Here is a 14,465-nt window from a genome sequence, read left to right as displayed (position 1 = left end):
GTCTAAATATGATACAGTTTAAAACACTTAAAGCACAAACATTGTTGCTTTCGTTTTTAGTTGCACAAAGCGTAGAAACAACGACCATCGATGGCGTTGCTGCGGTTGTTGGCGATCATCTTATTCTAAAAAGCGACGTAAGCCAGATGGTTATAATGGCGGCAACCCAACAAAGATTAGACCCAGAAAAAGACGCTAAATTAATTAGCCAACTACAAGAGCAAGTGGTACAAAGCCTTATAGATCAAAAAATATTATTAAAAATGGCGGAAATAGATTCCATCGTTGTTGAAGAAAAAGAGGTTAGTCGGGCTTTAGATCAACAGGTAGAAACTTTTATTGCTCAGGCGGGAGGAGAGGATAGGGCTGAAATAATGTTGGGACAATCAATTAGAAGCTTTAAGAGAGACTTTTGGTATGAAATGCGCGATAGATTAATTACTGAAAGATACCAACAACAGACGATATCCTCTATAACCATAAGCAGGGACGAGGTTCTTGACTTTTTTTCGACATATCAAGACAGTCTGCCTTACTTTCCAAACAAAATGAAGCTCAGGCATCTTTTAATAAAAATTACGCCCGGAGAAAAAACAAAAGAAAACGTGCGGAATTCTTTATTAGACATACGGAAACAAATTGTTTCCGGCGCACCCTTCGATTCTCTTGCAATGATTTATTCTCAAGACCCCGGGTCTGCTACCTCGGGGGGGTCTCTAGGGTATGTAAAAAGGGGTTCTTTGGTAAGCGAGTTTGAGGCTGTAGCCTTCTCCCTTAGCCCTGGCACCACAAGCATTCCAATTGAAACGGCTTTTGGGTTTCACATTATTGAAACGCTTGATCGTCGTGGGGATAAAATTCACGTCAGACATATTCTGCTTTCGCCCGAACTTACACCAGAAGATGAAAATCGTGCCTATAATCTTGGTGTTTCTCTTAAAGATTCGGCTAACAGCCTTGAAGGCTTTACGGCTCTGGTTAATAAATATTCTGATGATAAAGAAACAAAAAAAATCGGAGGGGACCTCGGTTGGGTCGACCTGTCAAGCTACCCAATCCCCGAATTCAAAATGGTCGCAGAACAACTAGAGCTTTCAACCATAAACGGCCCACTAAAAACAGACCTTGGCTACCACCTTATATGGCCAGAGGGGCTAAGGCCCGGGGGACGCGCTTCTTTAGATGGGCATTGGTATGAAATTGAGTCTCTCGCTTTAAACCATAAGCGGATGATGTGGTACGGTGCTTGGATAAAAAATGCTCGTACAAAGTTTTTTGTTACTGTGCTTGAATAGGTTTTCAACAAGTTTATACCCAATTCTTCCACCTTTTTATTTAATTTTCAATCTTCAAAAAGATGTCTTATTTCTGTTAATAACTATTTGGTTTTCCACATCGTTATTATTTAATCCACATAAAGAAACCCTTTATTAAACACCGGCTAAAGAACCGCCCAAATTAATCTATTTTGTCTTGGGTGTTTGTTGTTAACAGTCTCAACATTATAAATAAAAATAAATTATTAAATAATAAATAAAAACTATTTATATATAATAAACAATTATGTTAATAATGTAAAATTATTGGTATATATGTTTGACAAAAATTACTTGTGAAATGGTAAACTCTGAATTAAGATATCAGGCAATTTTAAGAGAATAAAAGACTAAAACGCTTTGTAAAATTATTGAGAATAAAAGATGAAAATTTCCACATCCAAAACCGAACTGCAGTCAGCCCTTCAAAAGCTATCTAAGGCGACACCCACGAGATCTACCTTGCCAATACTAACTTCGGTATTATTTGATGCTCAAGAAAGCGGAACGGTATTAAGAACCACAGATTTAGAAATTGCAATTGTTGTTTCTTTACCAGCCAGTTTAGAAGAACCTGGATCTTGTGCTATTCCAATTCAACCATTAGTTGAAATAACAAACGCATTGCCCGAGACCCGTATAACATTTTCTGTGGATGGGTCTAATAAGGTAAAAATGTCAACAGAGGTTGGTGAATACGATTTGTCCGGCAAACCATCCGAAGAATTCCCCGCGCTTCCTGATGTGGACAATAGGAAAGCAGCTGGAATTAAGGGATCAATTCTTAGAGAAATAATTCATACCAATCTTTTTGCAGTTAGCCAAGATGAGCTCAAGCCCTCTCTTACGGGTGTTTTGTTTAGATTTGGAGAAAACATCTTAACTGCAGTCTCTACTGATGGGCACAGACTGGTAAGGTATATTAGGAATGACTATGAGTCTAAAGAATTTCAGGGAGACGTTGTTATCCCTAAAAAATTTCTGAATATGATTTCAAATATTATTCCGGCAGAAGAAACGATTCAAGTGTGGATGGGAGACAGCCACATGACGCTTTCAATTGGATCCGACACCTATTTTACCCGGATAATAGATGAAAGATTTCCAGACTATGAAAGCGTCATTCCAAAAGAAAACGATAAAACCGTTACCGCAAACAGAGAAAGCTTATTGTCCGGAGTTAAGCGGGTATCTATTTTTTCAAACAGATCAACGCACCAAATAGCGCTCAACATACAAGAAGGAAAAGCTCTTCTTACAACCGAAGACCCGGAGAGAGCGTCCAAAGCAAAAGAAGAGCTAGATGTGGAACTGTCAGGCGAAGCCGTTACCGTAGGATATAATGCAAATTATTTAAAAGATGTTTTGTCTCACATTGGAACAGAAGATATTAGAATTGAATTAAAATCATCTATAAGCGCCGGATTGTTTTTTCCCGAAACACAAGAAAAAGACTCTGAGCTGACCATGCTGCTAATGCCTATTAGGCTTAGCGATTAGTGTTTTATTGTACCAGAAACCATCCTTGAGGCGTTATTATAAATAGTCTTTTTAATGCAGTCCTTAAAAACAGCCCTAAATATATTTTTGACAAAATCGGGGCTAGAAAAAGGCGTAAAACAGGAGAAGGCGGTTTTGACGTGGAAAGAGGCTGTTGGAGAAACAATTGCAGAACAGGCAGTAGCAGAAAAAGCAGAGCACGGCGTTTTGTTTGTTCGGGTATCCTCTCCAACATGGAGGCAAGAACTTCAATTGAAAAAAACCGAAATTTTAAACCAAGTAAACAGTTTGGCGGGGTTTAGGGCAATTAAGGATATAAAATTTTTATGAGTGAACAACCAAACGTGGAAGAAACGCAATACGGCGCTGAAAAAATTACGGTTCTAAAGGGGCTTGAAGCTGTAAGAAAGCGCCCGGCAATGTATATTGGCGATGTCGGTCGTCGTGGATTGCACCACCTGGTTTATGAGGTTGTTGATAATAGTGTGGACGAAGCAATGGCCGGGTACTGTAATCGAATCACCGTTACTTTTAATAAAGATGGTTCTGTTTCTGTCGAGGATAATGGCAGGGGCATACCCGTTGATATTCATAAAGAGGAAAAAATCCCCGCACTTGAAGTCGTAATGACCATTCTACACGCCGGAGGAAAGTTTGATAAGAGCACATATAAGGTTTCCGGCGGGCTTCATGGCGTTGGAGTTTCTGTTGTAAATGCGCTGAGCGAGCGGCTGGTTGCGGACATTAAAAGAGATGGCCACAATCACAGCCAATCATACGAAAGAGGAAAGCCAACATCTTCGGTGAAAAAAGGATCCCCCACAAAAAACTCTGGCACAAAAATTACATTTATGCCGGACACTAGCGTGTTTAATACAATTAAATTTGAACACGAAATTATTTCAGAGCGGTTAAGAGAGCTTGCGTATTTAAACAAAAATCTCGAGATAATTCTCAGAGACGATAGAGACGACAGAGAAGAGGGAACAGAAGAAACTCGCTTTAAATATACAGGGGGTTTGAGCGATTTTGTAAAATATTTGGACGAAAACAACAACCCCATCCATAATAAAATAATTACGGTAAACAAAACCGGGGGAGAGGTTCCGGTCGAGGTGGCGATGCGATACAGCAACACCTATAATGATAATATCCTGACCTTTGTAAACAATATTAATACAATCGAGGGCGGTACACACTTGTCTGGTTTTCGGTCTGCACTAACCCGCGCCATGAACAACCATGCGACCAAAAACAACCTCATAAAAACAAAGAAAAACGAAAAGATATCATTGTCTGGTGAAGATTTTCGCGAAGGATTAACCGCCATTATAAGCGTAAAGGTTGCTGAGCCCCAATTTGAGGGACAAACCAAAACAAAACTTGGAAATGGCGATGTTAAAGGAATTGTGGATACGGCAGTTTATGAGGGGATCTTAGACTTTCTTGAACAAAACCCCTCTATTGGCAGGCGCGTTATAGAAAAAGCGCTGCTGGCTTCTCGAAGTCGGTCTGCCGCAAGAAAAGCGCGAGAGCTAATCCGGCGGAAAAGCGCACTTGGGGGATCATCTCTACCCGGAAAACTTGCTGATTGTTCAAATCGAGACCCCGCTTTTTGCGAACTTTATCTGGTTGAGGGCGACTCTGCGGGCGGATCCGCAAAGCAGGGGCGCGACAGGAGAACACAAGCAATTTTACCTCTTCGCGGAAAAGTTATCAACTCAGAAAAAGCTAGAATCGACAAACTGCTTTCAAATAACGAAGTTCAATCTATGATAACAGCGCTAGGCGCCGGCTTTGGCGGGTCAGAAGAAGATAGCGGTGAAAAATCACCTGGAGATTTAGATATTGAAAAACTTCGATATCACAAAATCATTATTATGACTGACGCAGATGTTGACGGCTCACACATTCGCACACTTTTATTAACATTCTTCTATAGAAAAATGAAAGAAGTTATTGAGGGTGGGTATTTATATCTTGCTTTGCCACCGCTTTATCGTGTTGCCCAAGGCAAAAAAGAAGCCTACGCCTATGATGACAACGAAAGAGACTTAATCGTTGAGAGAATGCAAAAAGATAATAAAAATACAAAAGTATCATTACAGCGCTACAAAGGGTTGGGGGAGATGAATCCGGCCCAACTTTGGGAAACAACGATGGACCCCGAACGAAGAACTTTGATGCAGGTAACCGTTGAGAGCGCGTTAGAGGCGGCAGAAACGTTTCAAAACCTAATGGGCAGCGACGTTGAGGCCAGAAGAACCTTCATTGAAAAAAACGCGAAATTTGTCGTTAATCTGGACGTTTAACATTTTAGGAAATTCTTATGACCGATTTTAATAGAGACAATATAATTCCACGCGACATTGTTGATGAAATGCGGGAAAGCTATTTAAACTATTCTATGTCCGTTATTGTGTCTCGCGCCTTACCGGACGTGCGCGATGGGCTTAAGCCGGTTCACCGAAGAATTCTTTATGGTATGAGTGAACTGGGGTCGAGCTGGAACAGGCCTTATAAAAAGTCCGCAAGAATAGTAGGAGACGTTTTAGGAAAATACCATCCACACGGAGACGGCTCGGTTTATGATGCGCTCGTTCGAATGGCGCAAGACTTCTCAATGAGGTATGAGCTGGTTGACGGTCAAGGGAACTTTGGCTCAATAGACGGCGACAATGCCGCAGCGATGAGGTACACAGAGTCCAGAATGACCCGACTTTCCGGAGAAATGCTTAAAGACTTGGAAAAAGACACCATTGATTGGGATTTAAATTTTGACGAAACGCTAAAAGAGCCAACCGTCCTTCCCTCCGCGGTTCCAACACTGCTTGTAAATGGATCGGAAGGAATTGCTGTCGGGATGGCCACAAAAATCCCACCACACAATTTGACAGAGATTGTAAGCGGTTTAATAGCATTGATTGAAAATGAAAGCATGTCCACCGATGAACTAATGACATTTATTAAGGGCCCCGACTTTCCAACGGCGGGACTAATTCTTGGAATGGATGGGCTTAAATCCGCCTATGAAACGGGTCGCGGAAAAATTAAAATGCGCGCCCGGGCCCACATAGAAACAAATAAAAACGGTAAAAATAGTATTGTTGTCACAGAGGTGGCGTATCAAACCAATAAAGCAAATCTTGTTGAAAAAATTGCAGACCTTGTTAGGGATAAAAAAATCGAAGGAATAACTGACCTTCGCGACGAATCAGACAAAGATGGAATCCGCGTTGTAATTGAAACAAAAAGAGACGCAGTTCCAGAGGTAATCCTCAATCAACTATATAAACACACCCAACTTCAAGACACGTTCGGCATTATTCTATTGGCGCTTGTTAATGGTATTCCCAAAATAATGCCCCTCAAAACAATTTTAACGCATTTTGTGAATTTTAGGCACGAGGTTGTTGTACGTCGAACCAAATTTGAATTAAAAGAAGCAGAAGCGCGCGCCCACATATTAGAGGGATTAAAAACAGCCCTGGACAACATAGACGAGGTGATAAAAATTATCCGCGGAAGCAAAAACCCAATCCAAGCCAAAGAGGGCCTTATGAATGGGTTCAATCTTTCAGAAATTCAATCTCAGGCAATTCTAGAAACGCGCCTTCAAAAACTTACAGGGTTAGAGGTTGATAAAGTGGTTTCTGAATACAAAGAACTGATCCAAGTTATTTCACACCTTAAGGGAATTTTAGAAAGCAAGCCACAACGAATGGACATCATTAAAAAAGAGCTTCTTGAAATTCGAGATCAATATGGAGACGAGCGCCGCACAGAAATTATTCCGGTGGATACAGATTTTTCCATGGAAGACATGATTGCAGAAGAAGAGGTTGTGCTCACCATTACACACAAAGGTTACATCAAAAGAACCGCCCTTAACACCTACCGCACTCAAAGGCGCGGGGGTCGCGGAGTGCAGGGCGCAACAAGCAAGGATGAAGATTTTGTAGAACACCTTTTTATAGCAAACACGCATAACTATATGCTTTTCTTTACCGATATGGGAAAGTGTTATTGGTTGAAAGTGTATGATATTCCACAAGGCGGTCGAGCAACCCAGGGCCGCGCCATTGTGAACCTAATAGGCTGCGACCCAGGCGAGAAAGTTGAAGCTTTTGTTAGTGTTAAAGACTTTGACGAAAGTCACTATATTGTGATGGCAACAAAAAAAGGTATTGTTAAAAAAACGGTCCTATCTGCATATAGTAAACCAAGAAAGGGTGGTATTTATGCCATTGAGGTTCGGGATGGAGACGAGCTTATAGAGGCGCGAATTACAAACGGGGAACACGATATCCTTTTGGGAACCTATGAAGGAAAATCCATCCGATTTTCCGAGTCAAACGTTCGCCCTACGGGTCGCAAAACCATGGGCGTAAAGGGAATCAAGTTAGGTTCAAAAGAAGATTATGTCATCGGAATGCTAATTGTAAAAAGAGAAGGTACAATTTTAGTCGCAACAGAAAAGGGTATGGGAAAACGAACAGACGTGATTCAATTTCGCACCCAAACGCGTGGCGGAAAGGGCGTAATGGCCATGCGTTGCACCGACAAAACAGGTAAGATGGTTAAAATAATGGAAGTGGTGGACTCAGACGATTTAATAGTTATTACAAATTCCGGCGTTTTGATGAGACAGCCGGTGTCGGCTCTTCGAATTATTGGTCGCGTGACACAAGGCGTAAAACTTGTAAAGCTTGACGAGGGCGCAAGCATATCATCCATCACCCGCGTTATAAACGAAGAGGGGCAAATTGATAAGGATAACGCTGACGAAGAAGAGCCCACCCCCAAAGAAAAAGGCGCAGATATTTCAGAAGAATCTTGAGCTTTTCGACTACACTCGACAGAATTCAAGAATCAATACATAAAGCTCAAAACAAAGCCGGACTTTTTCACCACGTTGAAATTGTTGCGGTTACTAAAACCCACCCCATAGAAACAATCATAAAAGCCGCAGCCGGCGGAATTAGATCAATAGGCGAAAATAAAGTACAGGAGGCTGCCGATAAGTTTTTCCTAATACCAGAAGATATCCGCCCGCTTAAAAAGAGAATGATAGGGCACCTTCAGTCCAATAAAATTAGTAAATGTCTAAAGCTGTTTGATACAGTTGACTCGGTTGATTCGCTGGTGTTGGCGAAAAAAATAGGAAGGAAAGCACAAAATAAAAACACGCAGGTTTTATTAGAGGTGAACACAAGCGGCGAGCAACAAAAAGGGGGGTTTTCTCCAGACGATATTGATAACATGATCCAATGTATGGACATCCCCAATATCGCCGTAAAAGGATTAATGACGGTTGGCCCGCTTTCTAGCGATAAAAGTAAAATTCGAGATTCATTTGTTTTATTAAGAAAAACCCAAACAAGGCTAAACTCGCAAATAGCTGATAAAAAATTAACCGAACTTTCTATGGGAATGTCCAGAGATTATCGTATTGCGGTGGAAGAAGGAAGCACAATGGTTCGATTGGGAACCATTTTGTTTGGACCAAGATAAATTATACAAAACAACCCCCAGCACTACAAACCAATGGATGTGATAAAAAAATATATACTACCGAACGATAAGATTTTATTTAATCGGATTGTTTTTCTCGCGTGGCCGATAATTTTAAGTAATCTGAGTCGGGTGTTTATGGGCATAGCGGACGTTGCGATGGTCGGGCACCTTGGGACATCAGCGCTCGTAGCCACGGGTATGGGCAATATGTTGTTTTGGGGTATTTTAAGTTTTATGATAGGCATAAGGACAGCAACGCAAACCGTTTCAGCAAGACGGCTTGGCGAACACAAGCGCCATGAGTGCGGCCACGCTCTTTTTAATGGTCTTCTATTGGGTTCCCTATACAGCATTCCCGGCACTTTTTTGGGCTACATATTTTCTAAAGATGTAGTCCCCTTTTTTATTTTTGACCCACTATCACAGGCTCAGTGTATTATTTATGCAGAAATTGTTTTTCTAAGTCTTTTCTTTTCGTCTATTGGGTTTGTGTTTCAGGGTTTTTTTACAGGAATAGAGGAGCCCAAAATTCACATGAAAGCAACTATTTCCAGCAATGTATTAAACATATATTTAAACGCGGGACTTATTTTTGGTACGAGCGGACTTCAAAAGGTTTTTGCAGATTCAATTTTTCCATTTAATCAAATCCCAGGCTTATGGTCTTGGACAGAATTTCCCTCTTTGGGAGTTAAGGGCGCCGCAATTGCAACGCTTATATCCTCTGTGTGGATGACAACGCACTACGCCCTTTATTTGTTTTCCCCGAAAATAAAAAACCAGTTTGGGATCACTAAACCATCGTTAAAACAAAAAATGTTAATAAGACAAATCCAATTAGCCCTACCCCAAGGAATTCAGGAAATGTTTGTTGCTGTGGGGTGGTCGTTTTTTTATAAAATTATGGGAATGATTGGCCTGGTTGAGCTTGCCGCAACACAAGTTGTTTTTACAATAATGCACGCATCTTTTATGCCAGCGCTGGGCGTGGGACAGGCGTGTTCAACCTTAGTAAGTAAACACATGGGCGAAAAGAGAACAGAAAAAGCAGAAAAGAGCATTAAAGAAAGCATTCGGTTTTCAGAGTACATCATGGGAACCATGGGAATGGTTTTTATACTATTTCCCAATTATATATTACCAGTTTTTACAAACGACCCAGATGTAGTTCGGGTTGGTATAGTTACATTGAGGCTGGTTGGAGCGATCCAGTTTATTGACGCCGTTGGGTTTACGCTTTGGTTTGCTCTTTCTGGCGCAGGTGATACGTTTTTTCCTGCTATCGTTGAATCGGTGCTTGTGTGGTTTTTTTTAATACCCATAAGTTATTTAACGGGAGTTTATCTAGACGCAGGCTATATCGGTCCGTGGTTGGTTTTATCCGGACACATTTTGCTATTTGCAGTTATTATGGTTTGGAGGGTTTTGCAGGGGAAGTGGAAAGAGATAGAAGTGTAAATGTAAAAATTTTTCAAGTAAATTCTTTGTTCAATTACGAATGATATTTAAAAAAATGAAAAAATACCCCGGAATTAATTCAACAGCAGATGGTGCCGCAATTGTTGTTTGGGTGGAAACCCACATCACCCAGGGTGCGTGCGCATACCCAATAACCTCGTCAACAACGATGGGATCTGGCTATCAAGCGGTGCTTGCTAACGGCGGAACCAATATTTGGGGAGAACGCATGGCTTTTATAGAGTCAGAATCTGAACACAGCTCCGCATCTGCATGCGAAGGATTTGCCCTTGCGGGCGGACGTGTTACCAATTTTACATCCGGACAGGGATTGGTTTTGATGAAAGAAGTTCTTTATACCATTTCCGGGAAAAGGCTTCCCGTCGTATTTCATATTGGCGCAAGAGCGCTGACATCCCACTCTTTAAACGTTCACGCTGGGCACGATGACGTTATGGCGGTTACCGATTGTGGTTGGGGAATGTTATTTGCTAGAAACGCACAAGAAACCGGCGACCTTGCACTCATTTCTCGGCGCGTTTCGGAAGACACCCAAACACCCTTTTTTAACATTATGGATGGTTTTTTAACTACACATACAATTGAAAACGTGAAACTACATGAGCCCGAAATGATGGAAAGGTTCGTTGGAAAACCCCAAAATAAGCTCGTTAATATGATGGACCCGTATCATCCAATTATGTCTGGAGTGGTACAAAACCAAGATTCGTATATGAAGGGAAAAATTGCCCAAAGATTATATACCGACAAAATCGAAACATCACTTGAAACAGCGTTTGAAGAATTTTATGAATTAACAGGTCGGAAATATGGTTTAATCTCGGAATATAAAATGGAAGATGCTGAATATGCGATTGTAGGTATGGGATCAATGATAGAGACAGCAGAATCCGCGGTGGATCATCTTAGGTCAGAAAAAAATATTAAAGTTGGGATTGTTCACATGACATCGTTCCGACCGTTCCCGGGAAAACAGATAGCAGAAACCCTAAAAAATGTAAAATCTTTTTCGGTGTTGGAAAGATTGGATAATCCTCTTGCGGAAAGCAACCCGTTAACAATGGAGATTAAATCCGCCTTTTTTGATAATGTGGCATCAGACGAGAACGGAAGAATTAAAGTGCCGAAAATTTATTCTGGTTCAGCGGGCTTAGGGTCAAGAGATGTTCGCCCAGATGATATTATGGCTGTTGTTGAAAATATGGTTAAAGATGAGAAAAAATATTTTGCTCTCGGGATTCCACATGACCTATCTCTGGAAACGGGCGAATCAACCGACATCCGATGCAAAGGCACATTTTCTATGAGAGGTCATTCTGTCGGTGGGTACGGATCGGTCACAACAAACAAAATTATTGCAACGATCGTAGCCGACCTTTTCGATATGTATGTACAAGCCTATCCAAAATATGGGTCAGAGAAAAAAGGGCTCCCCACCACTTATTATTTAACCGTAAGCCCCGAACGTGTTAAAACACATAACGAGCTTGAGCTTGTTGAATTTGTTCCACTTAACGATGTTAACGCTTTCAACCTTGCCAACCCATTAAAAGGATTACAAAGAAACGGCATGCTATTTGTCCAGTCTCCCAAAACAGAATCCAAAGATATTTGGTGTGATTTTCCAAGCTGGGCACAGAAAACCATAAGCGAAAAAAACATCACAGTCTTAGCGCTAGACACTGTGAAAATAGCCAAAGAAGTTTCATCGCGACCAGATTTAATACAAAGAATGCAAGGTATTGTGCTTCTTGGTATATTCTTAAAAGCAACACCGTTTTTAGATCGATCCGGAATAACCGAAGACGAATTAATGGATGGCGTGGAAAAGTCTCTCAGGAAATATTTTGGAAAACGAGGCGAACAAGTTGTGCAAGACAACTTAAATGCAGTTAAACGCGGTTTTTCCGAGGTTTTTGAAGTTAAACAAGAATCGCTAAAAGAAAGTCAGACATGAGCACTCAAGTTTCAGAACTAAATAAAAAAACTGCATCAGACATATTAGACATTCAAGATTTTAATGAAAGAATTGTTGGTGCGTATAACGGTGGAACGGCAGACGAAGGTCTACCTGCTGACGAAACGACCGCAAGAAGCTTAATCCCCGCTGGAACCGCGGCTCTTCGAGATTTTAGTTATATAGCACCTGACATACCCGAGTTTGCGTCCGAAAACTGTGTTGCTTGTATGGAATGTGTAACCCAGTGCCCAGATACCGCCATTCTTGGGAAAGCAATTCCAGAATCCAAGCTTTCCGAAACACTTGATAAGATAGAAAAAGGTGAAATAAAAGGCTGGATTTCTGACCAATGGGCAGAAACAAATAAATTTCACAAGGTTCCCGGAAAACAAGGAAAAGAGCCTGCAAAATTTGGCATTTTTATTGATCCCACAAAATGTAAAGGATGTGCAGAATGCGTTGATGCTTGTGGTGACCACGATGCTCTAACTATGATCACAAAAGTTGACAATACAATTCCAACCTATCAGGAAGCGTTTGATTTCTTTAATGGATTGGGACCAACTCCATCAGAATATATTAACGACCGCGTACTTGTAGATATGATGCTTGCCAATGATTCAATGTTATATACTGGCGGGGCGGGATCCTGCATGGGTTGTGGAGAGGGAACGGCGCTGAGAATGATGCTTGCAGCAACGGGGTTTGTTTATGGAAAAGAAAGCATTGGACTTGTTGCCGCTACGGGCTGTAATACGGTTTATGGGTCAACCTACCCTTATAATCCATTTTTGGTTCCTTGGACCAACTCTCTTTTTGAAAACGTTTCTGCTGATGCTATGGGGATTCGCGCAAGATGGAATCAAATGGGTTGGCAGGATAAAAAACTTTGGGCAATTGGCGGGGATGGAGCAATGGTTGACATTGGTTTTCAATCGATGTCGCGCATGCTTGCGTCAGGGATGGACATCAATGTGCTAATATTAGACACCCAAGTATATTCAAACACGGGCGGTCAAACATCAACAGCAACCTTCACGGGTCAGGACGCCAAAATGTCCATGGTTGGCAAAGAAATTGGTGGAAAAACCGAACGCCGAAAAGAAATTGCAAATCTTTGTATGATGCACCCCGATATTTTTGTCGCCCAAACAACATCAGCCCACACAAATCATTTTTATAAAGCGATTATGGCAGCCAATGAATATCCGGGACCAGCCGTAATCAATGTTTACACAACTTGCCAACCCGAGCATGGTGTTGCAGATGATATGGCCATGCAACAGGCAAAATTAGCCGCAGATTCGCGAGCGTTTCCCGTTTTCATTTATGACCCAACCAAAGGAGATAGGTTTTCAGAGCGTCTTTCTTTACAAGGAAACCCAGCAAAAAACAAAGATTGGTTTGTAAATCCAAAAACAAAAGAACAAATCGATTTTACATATTTTGCGAAAACTGAAGGCAGGTTTGCAAAACACTTTGATAAGGATGGACTGCCGAACGATATTATGAAAACCACACAGGAAGACCGCCTAGCAAACTGGCACATTCTTCAAGAACTAGCAGGGGTGATTTAAATGAAGAAAAAATCCTTCCGTTTAAAAAACAATAATACAATTATCATTAGAGATTTAACGTCTAAGGATTTAAAAAAGTCCCTAGAGTTTTTTAGTGCTATTCCGGAATCGAAAAGAAGATTTTTTCGAAGTGACGTGACTAACGAAAAACACTTAAATGAAAGAGCAAAACAGTCTGAAGCGGGAAAAATAGTTAGAAGAATATCTCTTTTGGATAATAAAATTGTAGGGGACGCATCCTTGGAGGTTGAATCAGATTCGTGGAAAAGCGGCTCAGCCTATCTCAGGTTGGTGGTGCCGGGGACACATCTTGGAAAAGGGATTCAATATGCGATGGCAAAAGATATGTATGACATCGCTCACGATAAAAAACTAGAAAAAATTACTGCCAAGTTTATGCGCCCGCAAAAGGACCTGCTGGATATTTATACAAACCTTGGGTTTAAAATAGAGGGCGTTTTACCTGACTATGTTCATGATTTAAAAGGCAAGGAACAAGATTTGGTAATTATGATTGCTCCTCTAGAAGAACTTCGTTCCGCCCACGGATTTATTGGCGACTGGCTAGATAACGACCACAGCTCTGTTGGCCCGGGTGAGATGTAATAAAACTTTCGCATAGATGTGTTGAAAATGAATTCAACCTATGCAAGAATATTCGGTGTCGGCCCGACAGGCTTTGGTATTACCCTACTCTTTTGGACCTTTGCTTTTAAGGTCGCTCAAATCTTCCCACAATTTTTAATATCCATCCCGACTCCCGCCAAAACTATTCTTTTTCTAGTTTTTTTTGTTGACGCTTTTTATTTAATTATTGTTGGCTCTTTATATACAAGGCTGTCGGTTCGAGGGATAAAATTAATAAAATCAGGACCCTATCGTTACATTCGCCATCCCATTTACAGTGGAATAATTTACTCGGGATCAGGACTACTTGCTCTTTGGTTTCAATCATGGATTTGGGTTTTATTCGTTATCCCCATTTCGGTTTGTTGGTCATTGCTGGTTGAAAAAGAAGAAGAGCTCATGATTACAAAATTTGGGAATGAATATAAAAAATGGGTCATGACTAGAATGCGTAAAGTAAAAGGCTGTAAGTTCTTATATGACAATGAG

General features: G+C 41.1%; 11 protein-coding genes. All 11 read left to right on the top strand.

From position 1 onward, the window contains the following. Positions 1–8: 8 nt before the first annotated feature. A complete protein-coding gene (locus HOD97_00055; protein ID MBT4280006.1) occupies positions 9–1,295 on the top strand; it encodes a hypothetical protein in 1,287 nt (428 codons plus the stop codon). A gap of 405 nt (positions 1,296–1,700) precedes the next feature. After that, positions 1,701–2,816: a DNA polymerase III subunit beta gene (gene dnaN / locus HOD97_00050; GenBank protein MBT4280005.1), complete on the top strand. Its 1,116-nt coding sequence runs from the start codon at positions 1,701–1,703 to the stop codon at positions 2,814–2,816. 54 nt (positions 2,817–2,870) lie between these two features. Beyond that, on the top strand, positions 2,871–3,146 hold the full coding sequence (locus tag HOD97_00045) for a DUF721 domain-containing protein (protein MBT4280004.1): 276 nt from the start codon (positions 2,871–2,873) through the stop codon (positions 3,144–3,146). Beyond that, positions 3,143–5,128, top strand: a complete 1,986-nt coding sequence (gyrB, locus tag HOD97_00040; protein ID MBT4280003.1) for a DNA topoisomerase (ATP-hydrolyzing) subunit B — start codon at positions 3,143–3,145, stop codon at positions 5,126–5,128. Before HOD97_00045 ends, gyrB begins: the two co-directional genes overlap by 4 nt. 17 nt (positions 5,129–5,145) lie before the next feature. Further along, complete coding sequence (gyrA, locus tag HOD97_00035) at positions 5,146–7,656, top strand: DNA gyrase subunit A (protein ID MBT4280002.1); 2,511 nt, start codon at positions 5,146–5,148, stop codon at positions 7,654–7,656. Next, the gene (locus tag HOD97_00030) at positions 7,653–8,330 is read left to right on the top strand and encodes a YggS family pyridoxal phosphate-dependent enzyme (GenBank protein ID MBT4280001.1); all 678 of its coding nucleotides are present in this window, start codon (positions 7,653–7,655) and stop codon (positions 8,328–8,330) included. Before gyrA ends, HOD97_00030 begins: the two co-directional genes overlap by 4 nt. A 138-nt stretch (positions 8,331–8,468) precedes the next feature. Continuing rightward, positions 8,469–9,791, top strand: coding sequence for an MATE family efflux transporter (locus HOD97_00025; protein ID MBT4280000.1), 1,323 nt, complete (start codon positions 8,469–8,471; stop codon positions 9,789–9,791). Positions 9,792–9,846: 55 nt separating this feature from the next. Beyond that, positions 9,847–11,769 (top strand): pyruvate ferredoxin oxidoreductase, encoded by a 1,923-nt coding sequence (locus HOD97_00020; GenBank protein MBT4279999.1) that lies wholly within the window; start codon positions 9,847–9,849, stop codon positions 11,767–11,769. Next, a complete protein-coding gene (locus tag HOD97_00015; protein MBT4279998.1) occupies positions 11,766–13,349 on the top strand; it encodes a thiamine pyrophosphate-binding protein in 1,584 nt (527 codons plus the stop codon). The genes HOD97_00020 and HOD97_00015 overlap by 4 nt, the downstream gene beginning before the upstream one ends. Next, entirely contained in the window at positions 13,350–13,955 is a 606-nt protein-coding gene (locus HOD97_00010) for a hypothetical protein (protein MBT4279997.1), read from the top strand. 27 nt (positions 13,956–13,982) lie between these two features. Beyond that, on the top strand, positions 13,983–14,465 hold a 483-nt coding region (locus HOD97_00005; GenBank protein MBT4279996.1), incomplete at its 3' end, for a hypothetical protein.

Source organism: Candidatus Neomarinimicrobiota bacterium (genome assembly GCA_018651745.1).
Taxonomy (GTDB): domain Bacteria; phylum Fidelibacterota; class Marinisomatia; order Marinisomatales; family TCS55; genus JAAZYX01.
Note: the sequence above shows the minus strand (reverse complement) of the source record. Positions and strands in the feature narration are given on the sequence as shown.